Below are 24,149 nucleotides of genomic sequence, written 5' to 3'. Positions count from 1 at the left end.
GGTCAAAAATCTTCAAAAGTGTAACTAAAAACAAAACCATGTAAAACAGTTGTTTATCTGTAGTTACATGCAACAAGGTATTCATAAGCTATGATCATCAAACCTAAAATTCGTGGATTTATCTGTACGACGACACATCCCGTTGGTTGTGAAGCTAACGTAAAAGAGCAAATTGACTACACCAAAGCGCAAGGCCCGATTGCCAATGCGCCTAAGCGTGTACTGGTTGTGGGTGCCTCCAGCGGCTATGGCTTGTCCTCACGCATTGCGGCAGCCTTTGGCGGCGGCGCCGCAACCATTGGCGTGTTCTTTGAAAAACCAGGCACCGAGAAAAAGCCTGGCACCGCAGGCTGGTACAACTCAGCCGCATTCGACAAGTTTGCCAAGCAAGAAGGCCTGTATTCAAAAAGCCTGAACGGCGATGCTTTCTCGCATGAAGCCAAGCAAAAAACCATTGATTTGATCAAACAAGATTTGGGGCAAATCGATATGGTTGTCTATTCACTGGCTTCGCCAGTGCGTAAGCTACCTGACAGTGGCGAGCTAGTGCGCTCGTCACTGAAACCTATCGGTGAGACCTACACCTCAACCGCCGTCGATACCAACAAAGACCAACTTATCGAAGCGAGCGTAGAGCCTGCCACCGAGCAAGAAATCCAAGATACCGTCACCGTGATGGGCGGCGAAGACTGGGAGCTTTGGATCAACGCCCTTAATGACGCCGGTGTCCTTGCTGAAGGCTGCAAAACTGTCGCTTACAGCTACATTGGTACAGAGCTTACCTGGCCAATCTACTGGGAAGGCGCGCTAGGTAAAGCGAAAATGGACTTAGACCGTGCTGCCAACGCGCTAAACCAAACACTTGCCGCCAAAGGTGGTAGCGCCAACGTGGCGGTACTCAAAAGCGTGGTCACCCAAGCCAGCTCAGCGATCCCGGTGATGCCGCTTTATATCGCCATGGTGTTCAAGAAAATGCGCGAAGAAGGCGTCCATGAGGGCTGCATGGAGCAAATCTATCGCATGTTTACTCAGCGCCTGTATCAAGCCGATGGCAGCGAGCCAGAGGTAGATAGCGAGCGTCGCTTGCGTTTAGACGACCTAGAGCTGCGCGAAGACATTCAGCAGCACTGTCGCGACCTGTGGCCACAGATCACCACAGAGAACCTCACTGAGCTGACCGACTACAACGAATACAAAGCCGAGTTCTTGAAGCTATTTGGCTTTGGCGTTGAAGGCGTCGACTACGACGCAGACGTGAGCCCGGTAGTGGAATTTGATGTCGAAAACATCTAAAACCGCCTAGCAAACACCCAAAAGAGGTCAGCCAAACGCTGGCCTCTTTTTTATTGGCTGAAAGCTAACCAAACGCACCCCAAATCATGGTTTTTGCTTTACAAGCCAACCCCAAACCAATAATATACGCCGCGTTCCGGAGAGATGGCTGAGTGGTTGAAAGCACCGGTCTTGAAAACCGGCAAGGGTTAATAGCCCTTCTAGGGTTCAAATCCCTATCTCTCCGCCACATACCGAAAAGCCGCTGCGTAGTCAGCGGCTTTTTTGCGTTTATACTCCCGCAAATATCTAAACTCTGACCCCGCCAACATTTTAGGCGATTCTGTCTAAACAGCTATTCTGCACTCTGGTACGCTAACCCTCGATATTTCTGCCTCTTACATGGCCTTTTGGACGCCGCTAACCAACGGCGGTAGCGTGGGTGTTAAAGCAAATCCATTGGGCTTGTCGTGCCCGCAAATTGTTGCCCGATCACATGGGTATAGATCTGCGTGGTAGAGAGATCGGTATGGCCCAATAAGGTTTGAATGGTGCGAATATCGTAACCCGCCAAAAGCATCTGTGTGGCAAAGCTATGGCGAAACGTATGACAGGTAACGTGCTTATGGGTGATGCCGGCCTTTTGCACCGCACGGTTTAAGGCTTTACGCAATCTTACCTAGCGGTTGGTTTAAAAACTGGTTGTATAGGAAGGCCAGTGCATTAAGGGCAACCTTTTGTGTGTTCGGTGAAATTTGTTGCCCATTGGCCAAATAAGACAGAAACGTTTTTACGTCCTCATCACTGAGGTCTGTCGGATGTTGCTTATGATGGAAAAGGATAAATCGGCGCACCCAGTATAGGTAACTCTTCTCAGTTTTGATCGCATAGCCTCGCCGCCTGATCTCGTGCTGAAGGCTTGCCATAAACGGGCTTTTGGTCATGATCCTTTCCCTCCATCTAAGACTGTTTATTCATACAGCTTATTGGTAGAGAAAGCCAAATAGTGTGCACGCTTTTTCGAGGCACATTCACATTATCGCCGAAAGAGAAAACTTTAGTTCAATATAATCAGACGGTTATAACTTCGCCTTTGAGGATAGTGTGAATGCATTGTCCGGGATAGGCGGCATGCACACTTTCGCAGACAAGGTGATTGCTTCAAGCGGTAAAAATGTGTTTAATTATAGGTAGTTAGTTAAAAAATGACGCGTATAACGGTTTTGACAAATCGAGCACGCGCACTAATACAATGTTAGTTCAAAAAGGAGAATCAATCGTGACCTTATCGACGATCCTTTTATTCATACCTGCGAGCTTTGCCCTGAACATGGCTCCTGGGCCAAATAATCTCCTTGCGATGGCGAACGCCAAACGATACGGCATCAAGGCAGCCTGTTGTGCTGGCATTGGTCGGCTTGTTGCTTTTGTCGGCATGATTACTCTTGCGGCTACAGGATTGGCAACAGTACTGTATACATCGGAGAAGTTATTTCTCGCCATAAAAATCCTTGGCGGTCTATATTTACTTTGGCTGGCTTTTCAGCTTTGGACAGCAGACCCTGGCGGTGCCGATGATGAGTCACCAGCGGGTAAAAACATGCTCCAATTGGCGAAACAAGAATTTCTTTTGGCAGCAGGTAACCCAAAGGCAATTTTGATTTTTACTGCCTTTCTTCCTCAATTCGTAGACCCTTCAGGTTCAATAGGGCTTCAGTTCTTGGTCTTGGGAGCTTTTTTTCTGATGCTTGAATGGATCGCGATAGGCTCCTACGCCTTCTTTGGTAAGGTTTTGCGTCATTGGTTTTCTCGTCCGGCAATGCGTCAATTGTTCAATAGGACCTGTTCAGGATTTCTTGGCAGTGCCGGGGTAGGGCTTCTTCTAGCTCGGCGTGAGTGAACTAACCAACCGCGTAAGGCGGACGTCCCTGACGGGCCGCCGCTTCGCTTAGCGTTAGCGGTAGGAAGTTAAGGAGAAAGCATGCAAATAAATACAACAATAGAGCTCAGCGATGAGGATCAGCAAGAACTGGCCCGAATTCTAGATTGCACGATAGATGATATTCCAGATGCCCTGTCATCGTATTCTTCGGCCGCGCTGAGGGAATACGTATCAATGTTTTTGGGGCAGAAGATATTTAGGCGTGGATCTGATATCAATGAATATCGACTATTTCTCCTCATAACAAATGTTTTTGAGAATAGGATTCCTGATGAGCAAGAAGTTTGTCGGCTTTTTCAGACTAGCGCTACAGAAAGTCGTGCTCTGATTCGAGCAGTGATGTCCAAGTTTCAATATCAATTGCGTGATGCCATAGATAATTCTATACGGAGAGCGCTCGAGTCTGCCCAACAAGAGGGTGATACTGGCCCATACGTAGTAACTATTAACAGCCAGAATGTTGTCGAAGAGCTCAACAGGGCACTCGCATCAATTGACGGAACACTTCAACAAATAAAGAAAAAACGAGGCAGTGTATCCACTTTTGAAATATCACCAGCAGCATACGCTCGGCTGACGGAACAGTTTATCAATAATGAATGAGCTTCTTACCGCAGCGAGTGTTTTACTTGCTATAACGGGTGTTCTGTATGCGCTTTGGCATGATGATATTGTCAGCGCAACATCTATGGTCATGCCGCCGCACAAAGAAAACCGTGGAGAGTTCAAAAAAACTCTTAAGTCAGTATTGTGGTCCCGTGCTATACCACTACTTCTGGCTACACTTTGCATAATGCTGGTCTATCTTCCGCCAAGCGTTGGTATTATTGCATCGTCTTTGCGGGGTTACTGCTCTCTTGGATTCGACAATTTCAAAAACTACGACCCGATTGCGACTTCGTTTGTCTTGGTAGAGGTTTTCACCTCAGTTTTGGCTGTTCAGAGTGTTGTATATGTTTGGAAACTGTTGTCCAAATTGCGAGCTAGCAAGCGCTAACAAGGTGCTGCTGCGGAAAATTTACTCGCTGGCGCTCCCAAATTTCCGCAGAGCGCGGCGTTAGAAGGCTATTATGGAAATACTCGAAATCATCAAAAGCGAATATCTTTCGATTGTTTTTGGCGGCTTAGCCGGCTTGGGTACAGCGTGGTTAACGCAGAGGGTTTTAAATAAGAGAGGTGTGTTTAGCTATTTCGTAAATCACAACAAGGTGGGAATGTCCGCAGCGGACGAGATCTTTGGGAATGTGTCGGTTACATGGAATGGTAACCCAGTTAACCACCTTTATTTATCAACCATCGAACTAAAAAATGAAAGTCTCAACGATTACGAAAACGTGGTTATTCGCACCTATACAGATGACACGACTCTCTTGACTGAGTCGACGCAAATCCTCGACACGCCGAATATCATCGAATGGACAGATCATTATAAAAACCAACTACACGTAACGGATGGCGAGGGTGCGACCGAACATCAGCGCAAAATACATGGAGGTCAGAGGGAGTACCTGATTCCGGTCTTCAACCGAGGGGAGGTGGTGAAGATCAGCTATCTAAATGCGGCAAATTCCGAGACGATGCCACATATTTGGTTGGCCGCTACCCTTAAAGGGGTCAAAGTAAAATTCCGGGTACCCAAGCCGCAAATATTTGGAGTTCCTCAGCCCCAAGCGTCAACAGTGGGAATTGGATTGGGACTTGTAGGGTTAGTGCCGCTGGTTCTGATAGTCGGAAATCCTTGGGTAGTTGGACTGATCGCAATCGTTTACGGAATTTGTGTGACGATTCCTGGGGCATATGGAGTAAAGATATACCGCGTTCTCAGAGAAACTATTGGGGGATAGCACTTCTAACAAATTACTGCACTCGGAAAAATTACACGCTACGCTCCTAATTTTCCGGTGAGCAAAGCGTTATGAAACAAGGAAGCTACATTGGCAGACGAGTACTATAGAAAGTCGGTAGAGGGCTTAGAAGTTGTTACTGAAGCAGGTAAAAAGCCGGAACCATTGATGGTGACAACGAACGGAGTGGATTATGAGCCACTAAAAGTCACGATCTTGGAAAAGTTCACTAGTGTTGTTGAGGCTACAAAAGAACTTGATAAGCGCGAAAAAACCGATATACAGGATTTTATTGAGTCTAACCAAGAACTAGTCAGCGACGGGATTGAACGCTGGTTGAATGAATCAGATTTAGTTGGAACCGCACATAGTTACTTGACTGAAATATTCCCCAATCTACCAGAGTTGGATCGGTTGTCAGAAGTCTTAGTTGAATTGCTAATTCAACTGTCAAAGTTGGTGTAACTGTTTCATAACAAAAAATTTAAGAGTGATTCAGCACGCTTGACATTTTTGGCTTTGGTCAAATTTAGTGATTAAGGTGGTCAATTTAAGCGCCGTGTTTGCGTGCTTCACACCTTAATTGGGCGTTATAACTACAGGATAGTTCAGTGGATAATAATATTTCGAGGTATTTTAGTACTCATAGCTATGAGCTTATGAGTAAAATGAAGCGGTTAGATTATTTAATTGGACGAGATCATTGGCTTTCTGTAGGTAATTATAAAGAAGAATTACTTAGAAATTTACTCAGAAATTTATTACCAAAAAAATATGAAGTTAGCACAGGTTTTATCTTATCGTTAGATCAAAACGGAAATGAGTTAAAATCTAAGCAGCAAGATATTATTATTTGGAATTCAAATGAGTTCTCAGCGATTTTTCGAGATGATGAGTTTGTCATTGTCCCGCCGGAAGCTTGTCAAGCAGTCATAGAAGTTAAAAGTACATTAACTAAAAACACTTTGAAAAAAGCAATGCTAGCTTCTGATGATTTATATAAATTCATGCAAACACCAAGTTTGTATCAATTTAAAATTGCAAAGTTTATTTTTTCCTTTGGTAGCGATTTGAAATTTCCTGATGGGTATTTTGATACTATTTGTGAATTTTATGACAACGATAAGGATGGGCAACTATCAGCTACCCAACGACAAGAATTTACAAAAGAGTTTTTTTCTCAAGAATCTAGCGGTAACTTTACTATCGATGGTATTTTTTCTCTCAATGATGGCTCAATATTGAGAGAGATTGCTCTAGGTTCAGATAAAAAGTTTATATTTATATTTAGATCATTTGATTTGATATCAAATGAGGTTAACCACGTATATACGTTTTTTGAGCATATCATTCATTCTGAAGTTAATTCTCCAAATAGTAAACATGGATTTTATTATTCAAAGCAACCAGGGCTATTTTCATTGATGAGTGAGCTGTCTTTAAAAACTCCAGAAGAAGGTGGTACTCTGGTATACCCTTATACTGATTCGATTCGATCAGTGAACATAAAAGATCTTTATAAAGGTAATCGCAGCGATTAGTAGTTATAACAAGACGCTCCAATGGAAGCATTACCTTCCGGCGTTTGCGGTATATAGTAATGAAATTGTTGAAAGTTCAGTGGGTGCTCCATTGAGCTTTGCGTTATATTTTCTGGTAAGCATATGGGAGTGAAATGTCTATAACATATACTCAGGCAGCTGTGGCTGCTTTTGCATTGGCTGGTGCAACCGCGACGGCTACATGGAATATACGGAATGACAGGCTAGAGGAACTTAACTCGATAGTGAACTCGTACGAGACAGCGGAATCTTGGAAAGTTCCTGAAACAATAAAAAAATTGGAAAAATCAGTTGACTACCTAAATAGCGAGCTAGGTCTCATAGCGGAAAACCAGAAGTATAAAAAAGAAATCGATGAATTAAAGGTCCAAGTTTCTGAGCTTTCTGAGCTCGTTTCTATGAAGAATAGCCAAATATCAGCGCTTGAAGGTGAGGCTGCTGAGCGGGAACATTTCATTAACGGATTGTTTTCATATACAGAAGAAGTTGTTTTAGAAAAGAACAATTCTGTTAAGTTATTTGGCGCTGAGATTGTTGTTGCCCTAAATGATGCTTCTAATATTTTAGGTAGCGCGGATGTTACGATTAACAATAGTAAACATCGGGTTGAAGTAGGGAGCATTATTCCGGTTTCTAGTGCCAATAAAAACTGTGATCTTATATTCAACGAATTTGAGGGATACAATAGTATTAAATTCAGCATTCTGTGCAAAAAAATATAACAATTGGCTGTTGTCGGATGTGCCTGCGCTAGCGCTCCAGCACACCGCAAAGCTGAAGCGTTAGGTTTTACGAATGTTCAGGTGCAGTCGTTGACTGGGCCTGGCGCATGTCCGCCAAGGTTGCTGCTTCCTCAAGACTGGCGGAAATAAAAAAAGCAGCAAAAGTCTGGACGATCCCGTCCTTGGCATTATGAAATACTGGGGTCATGTTAATAGAGGGGTGCCTATGGCAAAACCTGAATTAACGAGTTCAGCAAGCTTGCATCTGAAGTTAGGTGCATTCGGTGTTTTGTTTACAGCTCTAGCTGTTTCATTCACACCAATGGCTGCGTTCTCGCTTGCAATGGTGGCATCGGTTGTTCTAGCCAAGCTGTAAAGCTTAGGTGTGTATTCAGTTCGGCTGGCACACCGACCTTTATCAACATAACAAGGTGCTGTAGTCGATGCGCTGGGACCTCCGTTACGCTGCGCTTCACTACTGCCCCTAAGCACGGCGTTAGCTCTCCAAGGAGAAATACCGAGAATGGAAAAAATTACCAATCTAGCTGACTACTTCCGAAAGGTTCCAGCTGCTTTTTTAGTAGCTATAGTCACCGTTCTGGGGGTAATTCTATTTTTGCCGATGGATCTTGCTAAAAAACTAGCCATCAACGATTTTCGGGAAGAATTTAGGGTCTATATAGGCCCTGCTTTTCTTTTAACTACGTCTTTTTGTGTTGCACGAATTTATATGTTCTTTATGAATGGGTATAATCAAAGAAAGAGCATTAAAGCTAGAAAAGAGCAGCTGACTAAATTGACCCCAGAAGAGAAAGGGTATTTAGTGCCTTTTATTCGTGGGCAGAGTAATTCTGTTCATGTTGGTATGGATGATGGAGTCATGGCGGGGTTAAAAGCTAAAGGCATAACTTATTGCCCTACTAATATGGGTGATGTACTCACTGGCTTTGCGTTCAACCTACAGCCTTGGGCTCGCGAGTATCTCGAAGAAAATCCTCATTTACTAAATGGAGCTGCTGGTCAACCGCTTACACCTCAAGAAAAAATGGGGTTTGGTAGGTGGTAACAGCTAACAAGGCCATTAAATTCGTTCCGGCCACAAAAAGCGTGGCCTCCACCGGACTGCCTACGCGTTGCTTCGGCAGCCGTTTATAGCGGCGTTATATTCGAAGGAGTTGAGTTTTGTCGTTAGATGTAGCCTACAGCATTGAAGCGTAGGATTACCTAGACCCTGACAGGGCATATGATCTTTATTGGTCTGGAACTATTACCGACAAGAAGAAATTTATATGCCCCGGTAGTAGCTGCATGGCTCAGGTTACATGTGCGAACCTAGACGAAGACCTCCAAGACATGAAGGTCGTGCCCCACTACAGGATTTATGGAACGCACTCAAAAGACTGTGAGATTAACAACAACATTCCACTGAATCTCCACTATGAAGACGGTACCCCTGTAAAAGAGGAGCGTCTCAGTGTAGATCAGTCTATCGTTGACGTTTTTGAATTGGATCGTCCCGATTCCTATTATGATGAACCTAGAGAAAGCGACTCACCTAAGGCGTTGGGTGCCAATAAGCCAAAATATGTTAAGAAAACAAAGGATACGAAGCTTCGGGAAAATGGCAGTATTGGTACTGTATATTCGGTGCGCTCAGTAGTCAGCAGATATATGCGGTATAGGAAAGATGGATCTATAAAATTTAGACGATTAAATATTTCTGGCAAAGATGTTTACTATAGCAGTATATTTAAATGTATTTGGGAACAAGATTTGGATGATCTTCCCGGTTTTCCGGTAATTTATTACGGGTGGGCGTTCATCAACAGGTTGCCATCAGATCGCGGGTATCAAATCAAGTTTAAGAAGACATTAAAGCAAGGTGAGGATGAGTTGAAAACAACTGCGATGATCGCTGACGGCACGATAGAAAGGTATAAAATAAAGAAGCTAATGGCTACGAGACTTGAAAAAATACATCAAAAAGAAAAGCCTACAGCTTTAGTTTTTTTATATGCTCAGCCAGAAATTAATACCTCAAAGGCCGGGATAAAATATGCTAATTTCAACTTGAAAAATCTTGATATGATTGACATAAATTATGATTGCCCGCTTCCAACTGAATATAACAAATAGTTGCAGTTATTCCGGCCCTAGCGGGCCTCGGCCGGACAGTCTTGCCGCCGCTTCGCTCAGTCAAGGCTTCCGCTGAACCAAAGCTTTATATTCGAAGGAGTCGCTACCGTGGACGAAAATAGAATATCTTGGCTTTTATCTCGGCTCGAGTATTGTGCGCTGAACAACCAAAGGTGCGATATAACACTTTTTTCTTCCAAACCTAAGATTGACGTAAAGATAAGTCCGAGATTTTCGTATGCATTAATGTACGGAGGCGGAGCCAGGGCCTTGAAGCCACTGCTTGAGAAACTTGAACTTTCTGATGGTTCTCACATCAATGCGTTAGATATCTGGACAATAAACCCAATGCCGAGCGAAGGTCTGACCCAGGAGGATTTGAGCTCCGTTGACCTTGCTGAGGGAGATCAAGAGGTTCCCAATACCGGCAGAACAATGCGAGAAATTATTCGCGAGACATATAAGTGCAAGAACGAGGCGGAAACCGAGCACTACCTCCGCAGGTTCTTGGCATCTTAGGAAAAATATAACAATTCGCGTCACTCGGACGCACTAAAGTGCGCCGGTGCGCTCCGCGTTAGCTGCCCTAAGATTTTCGAAAATAAATAAGTAAGCGATATGTTAGATTTTAAAGAGCTGAGTCAATCAGGAAAAGAGTTTGAACTGTTAATTCGTGAACTCCTTTTCAACAAGAACTACCAAGTGTATTGGAGTGGTGTTGGGCCTGATGGTGGGCGTGATCTACTCTGTATCGAGGAAAAAGAAAGTTTTTTTGCTCCAGAGAAGAAAAAGTGGCTAATTCAGTGCAAACACAATGCACACAGTAACAAGTCAGTAGGAGTTTCAGATCTCGACGAAATAGTCGATTCTTGCGAGCAACATGAGGCAACTGGTTTTATCTTAGCATGTTCTACGCAACCATCATCTGGCGTTGTGAGTCGTTTAGAATCAATTACCAATAACCCTAGAAACAATATAACTGCGATTTACTGGGACTACGTATCGATTGAAAGGTTTCTAAATACTCCACAACTTTGGAGAATTGCACAAAAGTTTTTTCCGATCTCTTCCGAAAGTAAGACGTGGAGGGTATTCGCAACCGAAAAACCAAACCACTGGGTAGTCAACTATAAAGGGTATTATTTCAATTTGGCCAATCGAATTGGTTCATCGCATGAGTATTACTTTGAAAGTATCGAAGCTAGGATCGCAGATATTGAAGATATAGATTTACCCGAAGAACACTTTATAAGGCCAAGGGCTGTATATTATAACGACAAGAGCGGGTGTTATACGTGGTATATTGACTATATGTACCCAAACGGAAGCGACCCCGAACTAACTACAGCTGAACTAAAGCATATCTTAGGTGATGGCTATGCTTTAGAAGACGGAAAAATTTATACTTTTGATGTTAAGCGTAGGGCATATCTGTCTCATAGTGATCACTACGACCCAGATCACTATGACTATTATAATAATCATATGTATCAATACTTACATGGGTTTGAGAGAGAATCTGACTGGGAAGATTATCACGAAGCATTTTCTTCGAAAGATGCTTTGGATGAATTTTTCTCAGTTAAACGAGTAGAAGCATTTGATGAGTTATCAAATAAGATATCTAACATTGAGTTTATTCGTCTTGTAAGAAAAGAAAATGCATCAATGGAGTATCTGGACAAGTTTCATATGCAAAGAAACTGGTCTGAGCTAATCGAATCGTCGGAAATTGACTCTGATCGCTTTTTCTCTGTATGGTTTTTACTCAAAGTGTCAAATGAGGACGAGTTCCATAAACTAATGACTTATTTTCCGCAGGAGTTCAATTGTCATTTCAGAGTTACGAAGCCTTTCATATACATCCCATCAGACTCTGGTGATGGAAGTATGCTGTCTCGTGATAAAACTGTACTTTACGAAATCACGATCAGTCTAAATCCTATGATTATTAGCAATAAGTTTATTGCAAGGGCTGCTTTAAATCGATATTTGAACAAGCTTTCAAAATCAATCGACTTGTACACTCACTCCTCAAGGCAGCTAACAAAAACATCAAGGTGACGCATTACACTCGGCAGTTTTCGTAGGAAGCTCGGTGCACTTGGTCGATTAGTCGTGGCGCACCTTATGCCAGGCGTTAGCTAAAAAGGTAAAATTATGTCTCACATGTTTGATATCGCTGAACTTAGACAAAAAATATTCATTGTTCAAAATGTTATTCAAGCGAGTGAAGCTTTTGTAAAAGAGCACTGTATTGGCGTTAAAGAATATGAAGAATTATATGATCGTTCTTCATATTTGGTAATGGTCAAGTCTCTTGTTAGCAGCAGCCTCGTCGAAATCTCGATAAAACTAAGAAGTTTAGATGACTCAATGAATCGCAATCATCAAGGTTACTCTCTTGATCACTCTCCAAAAGATTTTGTTTTGGCAATCTGCGGTGATGAAGGCATTAGCTTTCGAGAATCTTGTAATAAAATAATTCACGCCGACGGTTTTTACCTAGATATTCAGTCGTCTTATCGTTGTCATGAAGATCTGCAATGGTGGGGTGGTGCTGTTCGTGTTCAAGGTGTGAAATATCCAAACCAAAAGAATGAAAATAAGTGGGAGTATCTAATCTCGTTATACTGTTGGTGTAATGAAGCGTTGCGTTTTATCAATAAGATAGAGCCAGAAGCAATTAAGATTCAAATACAGTCAGACGATGTGGCATATTTTAGCTAACAATGCATTCAAGCAGACCCTGGACTTGATCCGTTTTACTGGACACGCATCGACGACCTGAGGAGGTCAGTATGCCAGCCTATAAAACGGGTAAAAAGACAGCGCAATATTCACTAGACTTCAAACTGAAAGCGGTTGAATGGAGCTATGAAACGCATCGAACAGTGAAGTCGGTTGCAGAGGCGCTTGATATCCATCCATTCATGCTATCGAAATTGCGTAAAGCGTATCGAGATGGAGAGTTTGGTATGGTCAAGTCCCAAAAAAATAAAGTGAAGCCAGACAAGGTGAAGGATGAGTTATCGGCACTCAAGCGACGGATCACGGAGCTTGAAGAGAAAAATGGTGCTTGGCGAGATTAACGGCACAAAAGAATTGAGCCTACATGGTTACCTCCGTTATTAAAAGCCGCACCTAAGTGTGGCAGATTTTCAAGAGGGGAAATCTATGTCATTCGTTAGGCAATAATGTCATTCTGGATTGGATGTGTAATTAAATGAAAAATTATTTTGAGAGCCCGTTTAAGGGAAAACCTCTGATAGAACAAGTTAAGAACCCCAATATTAAGGTAGGCCGTTATAGCTATTATTCAGGCTATTATCATGGACACTCATTTGATGATTGCGCTCGCTTCCTCCTGCCTGATCGTGATGATGTTGATAAATTGATAATTGGAAGCTTTTGCTCTATCGGATCGGGAGCCTCCTTTATCATGGCTGGCAATCAAGGCCACCGATATGATTGGGTGACGTCATTCCCTTTTTTCTATATGAATGAGGAGCCGGCATTTTCGGAATCAGTTGATGCTTTCCAAAAGGCAGGTGATACCGTCATAGGGAGTGACGTGTGGATTGGGTCCGAGGCAATGATTATGCCCGGTGTAAAGGTTGGCCATGGAGCGGTAATTGGTAGTCGGGCTTTGGTTACCAAAGATGTAGAACCATACACAATTGTTGGTGGCAACCCCGCAAAAGCGATAAGGAAGCGCTTTTCAGAACAGGAAATTACAATGCTACTAGATATGAAGTGGTGGGATTGGCCGTTGGAGAAAATTAAAGAAGCAATGCCTCTTTTGTGCTCGTCCGACATTGAAGGCTTGTACCATTTTTCGCAACGCTCAGGTGCCTAACAAACGGCTGTTGCCATCCCTTCGGGGCTGGGACAGCCTTTCTACCGCTTCGCCGCCACAAATCAGCCCCAAATCTGGGAGTTATAAGTCTCTATGAAAATCGCGATATTTGTCTTAATCATTCTGCTGGTCGGAACCAATGCGTTTTGGTTTTACCAAGCGCTAGATTCTGGTATCACGGCAGCTTATCGGGATGACTCAATCGATAAGCTCCAGGAAACACAGGCGCAGCTTATGGCTGCCATACCCAAGCTGGCAGCTTCTCAGGAAAAGGCGGAAATTGTTGCTGCATTCGAGTCTGTCACAGACCAAGAGACTTATGAAAAAGAGGGCTGTACCTGGGTGGGCTGGGTAGGTCTGAAGTTTGGCGACGACGATAGACTATTGGCGGTTTCGCCATCTTGGTCATATCAGCAGGGAGTCCCTTGCTTTGATAACTAAACTGAGCCGTCTCTGTACTCAGCGTTAATTCCCCAGAGAAAGCAATTAATCCGTAGGGAATTTTTGTTTCTGGTGGAGCACACGCATCACTCGGCGATCAGGTGACTTAACAGGAATAAACCGGCTGTTTGGACGCTGAACAGCGTCACAAATGGCAGCGGCATCGTGTGTATCACTACAGGCTTCAATACCTATGCATATTGTAGGCATACTGGCTAACGCAGCCAATAATGTAGCGTATGAAAAAGAGTTATGGAGAATGACGTTTCCGTGGTCATCCACCGCGTGAAGAGAAAACAGTGTTTGGTGAGATGAACGCCAAATAAAAATTAAGCAGACTCAAAAAATATCATGACTCAAGGAGGAAACATGATAACACCAATCATTATTTTAGTGCTTTTATCTAGCCCGTTGGCCATTGCCTTCATTTATTCAAAATTGAATGGCACGTTTTTGAACGTGAACAAGTATGCATGTTGGGGGCTGGGAGTCGCTTTTATATTCTTTTTTATTGGACACCTTGTTAAAGCTGAGGGCATGGTAGAAATGCTGCCTACATGGGTGCCACTTCGTTTGGAGTTAGTTTATTTCACGGGGTTGATTGAGCTATTAATTGGCATCGCGCTTTTTGTTCCACGGTATCAGCCTCTCGCAGCAAAACTTGCTATTGTTGTGTTTATCGCTTTCTTTCCAGCGAATGTTTATGCCGCAGTCAATGGGATAGGCCTTGGTGGGCATCAATGGGGGCCGAGCTATCTTTTAATACGCGGCCCTCTACAGGTGATACTCATTGCTTGGGCCTATTTCTTGTGTATAAAAGATCACCATAAGCCTATTAGACACAGTCAGGCGTAAGGGTCACTCGGTTAACGCGGAGATGAGTGTGACATTAAAAGAAGAAGGCCGCTGAGATAATAGCGTCATCAGAAGTTTTGTTTATCTATACAAGTTGATATTGGAGTTAATCATCATGAATGACCGTTCACGCGCCTTACTTGCCATCTTTGCCTTGATGCTTTCTTGGTCATCGATGGCGCAGTCGCTGCCAGGAGGAGCGATCCAAGAAGGATCGCTGGCTAATCAAAAATTGATCCAAGATGCGATGGCAGGGGTGCTGGTTACGGTGGCATCTCAAGGCTGTGAGAAGCCAGAGGAATTTGTGCCTTATGTGCGGGAAATGCCGTCAGGCGAGGTAGGCACAAGGGTTTGGCGGGAGCTATGGATTGTCGAAGGCTGTGATGACACCTATCCAATAAAACTTCGCTTTCAGGAGGCGGGAGCTGGCGCTGCGAATTGGACGATTGAATAAACAAGGACGCTTATGAATACAGAACAGCAGGACTACTTAAACGCCTACCTTGCCACCTTAAGTGAAGCAGAACGTCAGGCGGTGCCTGAAACGATTGCCGAGTACTTTTGCGCGGATGAATACAATGCTAACGAATGCGCCCGTTTGATTGATCAAGGCATAAAACGCGCATCGTGTAGCTTAAAAGCATGCTACGAGATAGAAAACGAACCTTACCCGCAAGTGGGGCGTTTAACCGTGGTGCTTAACTGGGCGCAGCAGCCCGTTTGCATTATCAAGGTGACTGAAGTGAGCGAGTGCCCGTTTGATCAAGTAACCGCTGAGTTCGCCGCAGCGGAAGGAGAAGGCGATAAGAGTTATGCGTGGTGGCGACAGGCACATCTTGCGTTTTTTGAGCAAGAGGGGCAGGCACTCGGCGTACCGTTTACAACCCAATCCCCTTTGGTGTTAGAACGCTTTGAGAAAGTCTATCCGCTTGATCACCATGAAACTGAGCAGGTAAGCGCATGATAAAACAAGTCGGTCAAACGCCCATCCAACCTGAACACTTGGCCCGCTGTCACTGCGGAGCGGTTGTGTTAGCCCTCGCGTTACCCAATGGCATTGAAAACCCCAGACGCTGCGATTGCTCAATGTGTCGACGCCGCGGTGCGATTGTGGGCTCGGTCAAACTTGCACAATTGCGTGTCGTTTCTGGCAGTGAACAACTCAGTGTGTATTCCTTTAATACCCACACGGCTAAGCACTACTTCTGCTCACGCTGTGGCATTTACACTCATCACCAGCGTCGCTCCAATCCGAGTGAGTTTGGGTTCAATATTGCCTGCTTAGATGGCGTCAATCCGTTTGAGTTGGAGAATATTCCCGTGATGGATGGAGTTCATCATCCAGCGGATCGCTAGGATGTCGCGGATATCGTTTTGAGGAGTGGCCTCTCTTTAGTTTAGGTCATCAATATAGGATTAAGAGAATTACGTTAATATGAAAACGATAAATACGTGTGTTGTACTTTTTTTCTCTTCGTTGGTGTTATCTTCCAAGGCAGCATCTGAGCTGCCGATCAATAAGAGTAACGTAACGGGGCAGTGGATATGCTCATTTACTATGCAGGGAGATAAAGTTTATAAGGAAAAGTGGGCATTAAAAGATAACAAGGAATTCGTATTAAACGGGCGTGTTGAATATTTTCTTGGCGAGGAAAGTGCGCGCTTTTCATACAATGCTACGGGTGAGTGGGAGTTAATCAACGACACGATTAAGCTGGCTTACAATCCTTTTGAATTTCAGAGCAATGATAGCTTTAGCCAAGCCTATCTCTCAGAGATTGAAACCGTATACATTACTCCAGCATGGAATGGCACTCGGCGATTTCAGTACGACGTTGAGGCGTTATCCAAGTCGCGTATGCAAATCGGCGATGACTACGATAGTTGGCAATGTAAAAGAAACAAACGCGTGGGTTAAGCCAGTATTGTCCATCCAACCTGAACACTTGGCTCGCTGTCACTGTGGGACAGTTGTGCTCAGCGAATAGCTACTAGACATGTTCTTTAAGTTGTACATGTCTAGTTTGTTGCTCTATACTTCGGTGGTGTAAGAATAGGAGTGATCCGATGAAAATCATTTCGTTTACTGAAGCGAGAAATGGCCTCAAAACGGTATTAGATGGGGTGGTTGACGACGCTGATACCACTATCATCACCCGACGTGATGCAGAGGATGCGGTGGTGATGTCGCTTGATTACTACAACAGCCTTATGGAAACCGTCCATCTGTTGCGCTCGCCCGCAAATGCTGAGCACCTAAATCGCTCCATTACTCAGTACAAGATGGGGAAAGCGATGGAGCACGCGTTAGTCGATGACGATGAGTAGTCGCTTACTTTGCTGGACGGATGATGCGTGGCGTGACTACGTATGCTGGCAAAGTCAGGATAGAAAAACACTCAAGCGAATCAACAAGCTCATCATCGATGTAAAACGAACGCCATTCGAGGGGATAGGTAAGCCTGAGGCACTAAAAGAAAATCTGACAGGCTTCTGGTCGCGGCGTATTGATGACACCAATCGGCTGGTTTACGCCGTGGATGATACGTCTATTACGATCCTATCTTGCCGATATCACTATTAGTCACCTAGCGCCTGCGGTGCACAATGAAGGCGCGAGGCGTCATGCTCACCACCCTAAATAAAAATCACTCCTTATAACGCCTCTGGATAGTGCGTTTTCAGTAATTCTTCGACCACCGCCAGGTTCTGTCCAAGCTTTCTCAGTGCCAGCAAGCGTGTTTTGCTAAATTTAGCGTCTTTGGGCACCAAGCGCATGATGTAGGCAGCGCGTTTGCCTTGGTAGACATCCTCTGATTTATGGAAAAAAGCGTTACAGAATAGCAGCGCATCACCTGCATCCAACGCAGGCGTCACCTTACCTTTCTCCATGTAGTCATACTCTTGCTGAGTGATTTGAAACGGCGGGTGCTCGGGCACCGACGGGTCGGCAATGCGCACCAGTGAGTGCAATTGATTGGCTTCGCGGATCAGCGATAGGCGCACCGCCCCCTCTTCCATCACGATAGATAACTGCCCTGAGCCGGGTTCTTTCACTGGCGTCAGCGGGATCCATACCGTGAGCATATCTTCCGGCCGCTCCATAAAGCCAATCGAGTCAAAATCGGTATGGAAAGGAAAGCCTTGATCCTCGGGCGTTTTCTCCAAATATAAATCGGCCAAAATGCGATAGTCTGGTAGCAGTGCCTCAATGGTGTCGGCGATGTTGAGATCTGGGTCGCGGAATACCATGGGCCCATAAATCGCTTTTTTGTAAATGTCGGCATACCAAGTTTGCCCATTGGGCATGGCGTCGAGTTTGGCAGCGAGAGCCGTTTGTGTCTCTAGGCTCAGTACGCCAGGGACGACTTTGCCGTGATGAGGAGAGAGGTTGTCGAGAAAGTCCGGGCGAGCTGGCATAGAAGCTCCTTGAGGGGGATATAAAACCGAGTGTGTTAGCTGTAGTTTAGCAAATCACCGTCTTCACTGAATAACGGCGGTGGGCGAGATAAATGTACTGACCGAGAATGCCCTACAAGGTTAAGCGTAACTGACGACTCGGTTGCGTCCAGAGAGTTTGGCGTTGTATAAAGCGTCATCGGCATGCTGGTAGAGGTGCTTAGCATCGAGCTGGGCCGCGTCGAGCTCTGCACAGCCAATTGACACGGACACACGGATGGCCGGGGAGTAGTCGAGGATCGAATGTTGGTCATAAACGGCCTCGCAGAGCTGAGCGGCATAGTGTTGCGCCGCTTTTTGGTCGGTATTCGCCAACAGACAAGCGAACTCTTCCCCACCAATGCGATAAATGTTGCTGTGCAGAGGAAGATGCGTTTCGAGTAATGACGCGAAGGCTTCGAGGACGTGATCGCCAACGATATGGCCGTAGTTATCGTTGATGCGTTTAAAATGGTCGATATCAATAATAAGCAGGGATAGAGGCTGATGTCGGTACCGGGCTTGTTCGCCAAAGCGGGCAAGGTCACTGGCAAATTGACGGCGGTTGTATAGCTGTGTCAGCGGGTCAGTCGCAGCTTGACGCATTAATGCTTGTTCTTCCGCCTTACGCTGACTGATATCCCACATCACCCCAGCGACTACACCTTGAGGCTTATTTTTCGGATCATTATTGGTGGTGATTTCTACCCACGTATATTCACCATTATCACGTTTAACCTGTAAGTCCATTTTTAGCTCGTTGCCAGCGGGCGATAAAAAATGGCGCACCCGCGAGAAAAACGCTCGACGATACTGAGGATGAATGCGGCGTAGCCAGTGTCGGCTGGTGTAGGTACGGGAGTCACGAATACTGCTGGCAGCACTGTCACCGATGATCTCTGACGAGCACCAACAGATACCGCGTTGAACATCCACTTGCCAGGTGCTGCAGTGGGTATTGTCTTTAATGATTTCGATTTGCCGTTGTTTAGAAAACAGCTCGTTTTTAAGCACTGTACTGGCGATGAGATGTCCCGTGGCGCGCAGCAAGGTCACATCACTTTCTGACCAGCGTTGTTCACGCTCGCAATCATCAAACCCTAGTGTTCCCCACCATTTATTATCGACAATGATGGGGATGGTTAACATCGATAAAATGCGCTGTTGTGTTAAATAGCGTTTGAGCCAGGATGAGGGTAATTGATCAGTAATGACAGATTGATACTCGCCACGTTGTCGGCTTTCTATCAGCTCGCGGTACTCGGGGTGAGCGAGGCTAGAGCTAAAATGATTGAAGTGGGGGAGACGAATTTGCGCATACTTCTTCTCGTTGGCCCATTCAAAAACATAATCTTGCAAAATATCGCTGTCGCTGAGTGCTAATACTTGAAACACCCACACGCGACTCACTTGCGTGACAGCTCCAATTTCAGCGAGCAAGTGATTAATGTTGGCAAGCCTGTCGTCACCACTGACCAGCATGTCTGCGCCGCGTAGCACAGCCGACAGCAGGTCGACATTCAGCTCAGAGAGCTGGTGTCTATCAAGTTCAGGTTGGATCCCGGTTAGGATGGTCATGCGATAGTCCGTTATCTACAAAGTCACCACTTTGTTGAGCGTAGCAGGCGCGTGTATAAATAGTTAACACGGAACACATTAAATGTTCAGTGTTGTGGGTCACGTTTGCGTTTAGTCGCACTCGCTCTGTTAGTAAAAATAGACATAATCATCGCCGCAGTGGAATGAGTGCTGCGACAGTGTGAGTGGATAATGCTGTTTTGTGAGCACAGATACCTGCAGAAACTGTGCTAGTCTTGACAGCATCGACCCGTATAGTGTGAGAAAATGATAAATAGACCTTGGCCCAAAGGGTAGATTTGGTGATTGGGTTAGCCTATGATCATTCAATCCACGCAAGGGCGCGGTCAGGCATAGATATTGCGGGAAATTAAAAGTGGTTATTGTTGTGAGGCAAGTAATAACGTTTGCGACAAAACGATACTTAAATCACGGAATGAAAAATAACTAAATACTGTCGTATTATAATACAATACTTAATTTATTGGTAAAAAGATTGAACTGATGCTGGAAAATGTTTCAATTAACAAGAAATTACCTGCGGTGATGATTTTTTTTGCATTGATATCAATGATCGTGGCCGGCGTTGTTTCTTATATAAACATTAAAGTTAATGTTGAAGACATTATAAAAAACAATATGCTTTCTCTTTTGCAGTCGAGAAAATCTAGTTTGACTAATTATTTTTCCTCGCTAGAGGACGAAATGTTGTTTCATGGTCAGAGTCCTTTGGTGAGAGACGCGCTTGAAAAATTCTCACAATCTTTTGATGATATACCAAATAATCGAGAAAGATATCTAAAAAACATCTATATAAGGGATAACCCATTTTCATCAGGGCAGAGAGACCACTTCCTTTCACCAGACGATGGTAGTGTTTATAGCGAAAAACATCAGTATTACCATCCTATATTTTTAAACCTTGTTCGTTCAAACACCTACTATGACATGTTTTTGGTTGATACGGATGGTCACTTGGTGTACACGGTAAAAAAAGATGAAGACTATGCAACAAATCTAATCCATGGCCCATGGAAAGACTCTTCTCTTTCAAAACTTTTTAGTAAAATAAATAATGAAAGAAAGCCTGGTGAAGTATACTATTCAGATATTGATTTTTATGAGCCCAATAATAACATGCCCTCGAGTTTTATAGGGATCCCTGTTTTTGATAGAAATGTTAATTATATGGGCGCGTTAATCTTTCAGCTTCCTATTGAACCTATAAATAAAATCATGCAAGTGACGGCGGGAATGGGAGCCACTGGCGAATCCTATTTAGTCGGCTCTGATTTTTTAATGCGAAGTGACTCCAGGTTTTTAGAGCACAATAATATACTGAAGACTAGAGTGGACACTGTGCCATCAAGAGATGGTTTACAAGGTTCATCAGGAAAAGGGTTATTTACCGATTACCGAGGGCGACGTGTGTACTCCGCTTATGCACCTATCTCTTTCAAAGGCGTTGAGTGGGTGATGATTGCCGAAGTCGATCAAGATGAGGTGTTCCAGCCTGTATCGGAAATGAGTCAAATATTCCTGTTTACTAATCTTATCGTTTTTGTATTTGTTGTTTTTTCGGGGTATTTATTAGGTGTTAGTATTTCAAACCCGATTAGGACAATGACAAGTACAATGCTACGGCTAGCAAAAAATGACCTCTCGACTAACGTTTACATTAGTAAGCGTGAGGATGAGATTGGCCAAATGGCGAAAGCACTTGTTGTATTTAAAAATAATGCTGAGAAGCGAGAAGAGTTAAAGTCTCAGTTAGAACACTTGGCTAACCATGATAATTTGACAGGATTGGCCACTCGTGATTTCGCGATGAAAAAATTGGAGGTTATAACTCAAGCATCAAAAGAAAAAGGTAATTATGTTTCTGTAGTTTTTGTTGATCTAGATAATTTTAAAAAAGTAAATGATAGTTTTGGGCATCAAACAGGGGATCGACTTTTGTGCGACGTAGCTAAGACGTTAACGGAGTCAGTCCGACAAACTGATGTTGTGGCGAGGATTGGTGGAGATGAGTTTTTGCTTTTATTAGCCAACATGCCTGATTACAATGCTATTAAACTACTAGTCGATGAAGTGATGTCATCAGTAAGAGTGACGCTGTCTCACTCTGACAAGTTCAGCTTTGTCTCGTTAAGTGTTGGTGTTTCTATCTTTCCAAATGATGATAACAGTATAAACGGGCTGGTTGCGAAAGCTGACAAAGCGATGTATCGAGCCAAAAGCAATGGAAAGAATCATTACTGTTTTTGGAATGAGCAAGATGATATCGATGAATAGGACTAAAATATCGTCGATGCACATATTATGGTGGATACGCAGATCCCCCGTTTTTTAAATTCAAAGGCATTGTTCTTAACAAGATTGGTTGGCAATCACGTCATAGTGGAACGTAGCCTTAGGGTTACGTTCGCCGATATGAATATTCCATTGCCATCACGTCCACCCTCTACCCTAAGAGGGAAGTTATTAATATAAGTATACAGCGCCGCTGCTGCTCGCGCTGTTATTCTGTTGGTCACTATTGATTCCGGAAGACGCGCTGTCTTCTCTGCGAGAGCCAATCGCTAATACGTCTCCATTGGCGGATAGAGAAGCAACAAATCCGAATAAATCGCTTGCCTCAGTATTGGGTGGCTTGATGTAAGATTGTTGTACCCAGGTGATTCCATCTCGCTCAAACAGATAGACCGCGCCGCTATCTGCCGCCGACGTGTCGTTCTCATTACCGTTAATTCCAATCGTTGCACTTTTTTCACCAACGGCGGCTATCGCTAATACATCGCCATTTGAACTCATTGATTGGTACCAGCCAAAGACATTGTTTGCATCAGTATTAGATGCTTTTAAGTAAGCTTGTTGGCTCCATGTGGTACCACTTCTTACAAAAACGTAAGACGCTCCGCTAGAGGGTGCTGAGTTATCCATTTGCCCGTTGTTGATCACCGAGGAGCCACTACTCTCAAGTGGTGCGCCTATTGCCAAGGTGTTCCCATTTGCAGATAGTTCGACTGATGCCCCGAAAGAATCATTGGATTCGGTATTAGAAGCTTTGATATACGCTTCTTGGCTCCAGCTATTTCCATCGTGATTAAACACGTAAACCGCACCACTACCTGTGGCAGCATTATTACTTTCATCTCCGTTGATACCTGTTGCGTCACTGTCCTCATAACGGGCGCCAACTGCCAATGTATTGCCATTGTTGGAGAGTGCGATGCTGTAGCCAAATTGATCTGATGCGCCAGTATTCGACGCCTTTATATATGTGTCTTGTGACCATGTATTGCCACTATCGCGATTAAATATATAAACTGCACCGCTCCCACTGAAAGATGTGTCAGCTTGATTGCCATCGATACCTGTTGTATTGCTGCTTTCCTTGTAAGCACTGACAGCCAGTCGGTTTCCGTCAGCACTTAACGCAAGGCTCCAGCCAAATTCATCGTTTGAGTGGGTATTTGATGCTTTTAAATAGGCTTGTTGACTCCAAGTGTTATTATCGCGAGTGAATACATAGGCAGCACCACTGTTTGTACTCGATTCATCGTTTTGAGTACCGTTGACACCCGTTGCTGCACTATCTTCCCCTGGTGCGCCCACCACAAGAGTACTCCCATCTTCTGATAAACTGAGACTATGACCAAAAATATCATCAGTGTCAGTGTTTGAAGCTTTGATATACGCCTCTTGTTGCCAAGCGTGATTCACATACCTAAATATATACACAGCACCAGATGATTGTGTTGCGTTATTGGTTTGGTTGCCATTAATTCCTGTTGCATTACTACTTTCATTAATGGCACCAATTGCAAGCGTCTCTCCATCTTTTGATAGCTCAGCGAAATAACCAAACTCATCGCTAGCATCTGTGTTGGAGGCTTTAATATAACCAATAGCATCCTTTAGTTCGCTCTGGTTCACAGTATAGGTCGATGAGTCTGTGCAGCCTTTATCGTTGCACGCGGAGAGGATGTATTCAGCATTGGCGCTAGTGGGTAAAAACTTTTCAAGCTCGTAGGTTGTTACATTGTTAGAGATGGTCGCGATTTGGGTAAATCCTGAATTACCATCGGAATTTTCATAAAGCAGGTACTGGTTCTCATTCGAGAGATCATCCCAGTTGAAAGCAAATGTTTTGGTTTGTTGTGGCGTCATCGATAAGTGAGGCGCTTGAGGCACCGTAAGGCCAAACCTTGCAATCACGGAACAATCCGAATAAATAGGAGCTGTGATGTATATATCACCAGTTAGCTTTCCACCACACGTGCTGTCCACTTTATCCAGCTGATAGCCATCGAACGGTGTTAAGGTGAAACGCTGGCGCGTACCTTGACCAACGTCCAGAGAGGTTGAAGGCGCAATGGAACCACCACCGCTAGTGGAGGAAGTAATCGTAAAATTTGTGTCTCCAGTGTCATCATTGCAGCTCTTTAGTGCAAAGAGAGCAAGTACAACAACACCAAAGGTCCATCCTGGAGCCAT

Annotated in this window: 29 protein-coding genes, 1 tRNA gene and 1 pseudogene; 26 read left to right on the top strand and 5 right to left on the bottom strand. The window is 44.3% G+C overall.

Annotated features, from left to right (window positions below; all coding sequences use genetic code 11):
* Positions 1-90 precede the first annotated feature (90 nt).
* Complete coding sequence (gene fabV, locus WN56_RS02550) at positions 91-1,293, top strand: enoyl-ACP reductase FabV (protein ID WP_046073466.1); 1,203 nt, start codon at positions 91-93, stop codon at positions 1,291-1,293.
* Between the two features lie 138 nt (positions 1,294-1,431).
* Positions 1,432-1,522 (top strand) — tRNA-Ser (locus tag WN56_RS02545).
* A 195-nt stretch (positions 1,523-1,717) separates the two neighbouring features.
* On the opposite strand, the pseudogene WN56_RS17150 reads toward WN56_RS02545, so the two are convergent.
* Positions 1,718-2,216, bottom strand: a pseudogene (locus WN56_RS17150) (phage integrase N-terminal SAM-like domain-containing protein).
* A 335-nt stretch (positions 2,217-2,551) separates the two neighbouring features.
* On the opposite strand from WN56_RS17150, the gene WN56_RS02530 reads away from it, so the two are divergent.
* The 7 genes from WN56_RS02530 (at position 2,552) to WN56_RS02500 (ending at position 7,342) form a co-directional block, all read left to right on the top strand.
* Complete coding sequence (locus tag WN56_RS02530) at positions 2,552-3,172, top strand: LysE family translocator (RefSeq protein WP_046073464.1); 621 nt, start codon at positions 2,552-2,554, stop codon at positions 3,170-3,172.
* A gap of 81 nt (positions 3,173-3,253) precedes the next feature.
* Positions 3,254-3,817 carry a hypothetical protein gene (locus tag WN56_RS02525; protein WP_046073463.1) on the top strand — a complete coding sequence of 188 codons (564 nt, stop codon included), beginning with the start codon at positions 3,254-3,256 and terminating at the stop codon, positions 3,815-3,817.
* Complete coding sequence (locus WN56_RS02520; protein WP_046073462.1) at positions 3,810-4,211, top strand: hypothetical protein; 402 nt, start codon at positions 3,810-3,812, stop codon at positions 4,209-4,211. The genes WN56_RS02525 and WN56_RS02520 overlap by 8 nt, the downstream gene beginning before the upstream one ends.
* Before the next feature lie 73 nt (positions 4,212-4,284).
* Positions 4,285-5,058, top strand: coding sequence for a hypothetical protein (locus WN56_RS02515; protein WP_046073461.1), 774 nt, complete (start codon positions 4,285-4,287; stop codon positions 5,056-5,058).
* Between the two features lie 90 nt (positions 5,059-5,148).
* Positions 5,149-5,523, top strand: a complete 375-nt coding sequence (locus WN56_RS02510) for a hypothetical protein (protein ID WP_046073460.1) — start codon at positions 5,149-5,151, stop codon at positions 5,521-5,523.
* Between the two features lie 146 nt (positions 5,524-5,669).
* A complete protein-coding gene (locus tag WN56_RS02505) occupies positions 5,670-6,599 on the top strand; it encodes a DUF6602 domain-containing protein (protein ID WP_156146652.1) in 930 nt (309 codons plus the stop codon).
* A 134-nt stretch (positions 6,600-6,733) separates the two neighbouring features.
* Entirely contained in the window at positions 6,734-7,342 is a 609-nt protein-coding gene (locus tag WN56_RS02500) for a hypothetical protein (protein WP_046073458.1), read from the top strand.
* Between the two features lie 67 nt (positions 7,343-7,409).
* On the opposite strand, the gene WN56_RS16850 is transcribed toward WN56_RS02500, so the two are convergent.
* A complete protein-coding gene (locus tag WN56_RS16850; RefSeq protein ID WP_156146651.1) occupies positions 7,410-7,550 on the bottom strand; it encodes a hypothetical protein in 141 nt (46 codons plus the stop codon).
* Positions 7,551-7,568: 18 nt separating this feature from the next.
* On the opposite strand from WN56_RS16850, the gene WN56_RS16845 reads away from it, so the two are divergent.
* The 16 genes from WN56_RS16845 to WN56_RS02425 all read left to right on the top strand — a co-directional run bounded on the left by WN56_RS16845 (position 7,569) and on the right by WN56_RS02425 (position 17,217).
* A complete protein-coding gene (locus WN56_RS16845; RefSeq protein WP_156146650.1) occupies positions 7,569-7,718 on the top strand; it encodes a hypothetical protein in 150 nt (49 codons plus the stop codon).
* 147 nt (positions 7,719-7,865) lie between these two features.
* Positions 7,866-8,408, top strand: coding sequence for a super-infection exclusion protein B (locus WN56_RS02495; protein WP_046073457.1), 543 nt, complete (start codon positions 7,866-7,868; stop codon positions 8,406-8,408).
* Positions 8,409-8,650: 242 nt separating this feature from the next.
* Complete coding sequence (locus WN56_RS02490; protein ID WP_197075726.1) at positions 8,651-9,478, top strand: hypothetical protein; 828 nt, start codon at positions 8,651-8,653, stop codon at positions 9,476-9,478.
* A 108-nt stretch (positions 9,479-9,586) separates the two neighbouring features.
* Positions 9,587-9,997: a hypothetical protein gene (locus tag WN56_RS02485; protein ID WP_046073456.1), complete on the top strand. Its 411-nt coding sequence runs from the start codon at positions 9,587-9,589 to the stop codon at positions 9,995-9,997.
* A gap of 99 nt (positions 9,998-10,096) precedes the next feature.
* The gene (locus tag WN56_RS02480; protein WP_046073455.1) at positions 10,097-11,542 is read left to right on the top strand and encodes a restriction endonuclease; all 1,446 of its coding nucleotides are present in this window, start codon (positions 10,097-10,099) and stop codon (positions 11,540-11,542) included.
* 96 nt (positions 11,543-11,638) lie between these two features.
* On the top strand, positions 11,639-12,208 hold the full coding sequence (locus WN56_RS02475) for a hypothetical protein (RefSeq protein WP_046073454.1): 570 nt from the start codon (positions 11,639-11,641) through the stop codon (positions 12,206-12,208).
* 71 nt (positions 12,209-12,279) lie between these two features.
* Positions 12,280-12,570 (top strand): transposase, encoded by a 291-nt coding sequence (locus WN56_RS02470; protein ID WP_046073453.1) that lies wholly within the window; start codon positions 12,280-12,282, stop codon positions 12,568-12,570.
* 134 nt (positions 12,571-12,704) lie between these two features.
* Positions 12,705-13,337 carry a type B chloramphenicol O-acetyltransferase gene (gene catB / locus WN56_RS02465; protein WP_046073452.1) on the top strand — a complete coding sequence of 211 codons (633 nt, stop codon included), beginning with the start codon at positions 12,705-12,707 and terminating at the stop codon, positions 13,335-13,337.
* A 93-nt stretch (positions 13,338-13,430) separates the two neighbouring features.
* Positions 13,431-13,778 carry a hypothetical protein gene (locus WN56_RS02460; RefSeq protein ID WP_046073451.1) on the top strand — a complete coding sequence of 116 codons (348 nt, stop codon included), beginning with the start codon at positions 13,431-13,433 and terminating at the stop codon, positions 13,776-13,778.
* 369 nt (positions 13,779-14,147) lie between these two features.
* Positions 14,148-14,633, top strand: coding sequence for a hypothetical protein (locus WN56_RS02455; RefSeq protein ID WP_046073450.1), 486 nt, complete (start codon positions 14,148-14,150; stop codon positions 14,631-14,633).
* A gap of 115 nt (positions 14,634-14,748) precedes the next feature.
* Positions 14,749-15,087, top strand: coding sequence for a hypothetical protein (locus tag WN56_RS02450; RefSeq protein ID WP_197075725.1), 339 nt, complete (start codon positions 14,749-14,751; stop codon positions 15,085-15,087).
* A gap of 12 nt (positions 15,088-15,099) precedes the next feature.
* Entirely contained in the window at positions 15,100-15,597 is a 498-nt protein-coding gene (locus tag WN56_RS02445; protein ID WP_046073449.1) for an ASCH domain-containing protein, read from the top strand.
* Entirely contained in the window at positions 15,594-15,989 is a 396-nt protein-coding gene (locus WN56_RS02440) for a GFA family protein (protein WP_046073448.1), read from the top strand. Before WN56_RS02445 ends, WN56_RS02440 begins: the two co-directional genes overlap by 4 nt.
* A 79-nt stretch (positions 15,990-16,068) precedes the next feature.
* On the top strand, positions 16,069-16,551 hold the full coding sequence (locus WN56_RS02435) for a hypothetical protein (protein ID WP_046073447.1): 483 nt from the start codon (positions 16,069-16,071) through the stop codon (positions 16,549-16,551).
* A 149-nt stretch (positions 16,552-16,700) separates the two neighbouring features.
* Positions 16,701-16,961, top strand: coding sequence for a type II toxin-antitoxin system Phd/YefM family antitoxin (locus tag WN56_RS02430; RefSeq protein WP_046073446.1), 261 nt, complete (start codon positions 16,701-16,703; stop codon positions 16,959-16,961).
* Positions 16,948-17,217, top strand: coding sequence for a Txe/YoeB family addiction module toxin (locus WN56_RS02425; protein WP_197075724.1), 270 nt, complete (start codon positions 16,948-16,950; stop codon positions 17,215-17,217). Before WN56_RS02430 ends, WN56_RS02425 begins: the two co-directional genes overlap by 14 nt.
* A 71-nt stretch (positions 17,218-17,288) precedes the next feature.
* Here WN56_RS02425 and WN56_RS02420 read toward each other — a convergent pair whose 3' ends face one another.
* Complete coding sequence (locus tag WN56_RS02420; protein ID WP_046073445.1) at positions 17,289-18,053, bottom strand: hypothetical protein; 765 nt, start codon at positions 18,051-18,053, stop codon at positions 17,289-17,291.
* Positions 18,054-18,173: 120 nt separating this feature from the next.
* Entirely contained in the window at positions 18,174-19,649 is a 1,476-nt protein-coding gene (locus tag WN56_RS02415; RefSeq protein WP_052708002.1) for a sensor domain-containing diguanylate cyclase, read from the bottom strand.
* A 504-nt stretch (positions 19,650-20,153) separates the two neighbouring features.
* Here WN56_RS02415 and WN56_RS02410 point away from each other — a divergent pair.
* Entirely contained in the window at positions 20,154-21,944 is a 1,791-nt protein-coding gene (locus WN56_RS02410) for a diguanylate cyclase (RefSeq protein ID WP_052708001.1), read from the top strand.
* 189 nt (positions 21,945-22,133) lie between these two features.
* Here the strand turns inward: WN56_RS02410 and WN56_RS02405 are convergent, their stop codons facing one another.
* The gene (locus WN56_RS02405) at positions 22,134-24,149 is read right to left on the bottom strand and encodes an FG-GAP repeat protein (protein ID WP_052708000.1); all 2,016 of its coding nucleotides are present in this window, start codon (positions 24,147-24,149) and stop codon (positions 22,134-22,136) included.

It is taken from the genome of Salinivibrio sp. KP-1, assembly GCF_000968645.1.
Lineage (GTDB): Bacteria > Pseudomonadota > Gammaproteobacteria > Enterobacterales > Vibrionaceae > Salinivibrio > Salinivibrio siamensis.
Note: the sequence above shows the minus strand (reverse complement) of the source record. Positions and strands in the feature narration are given on the sequence as shown.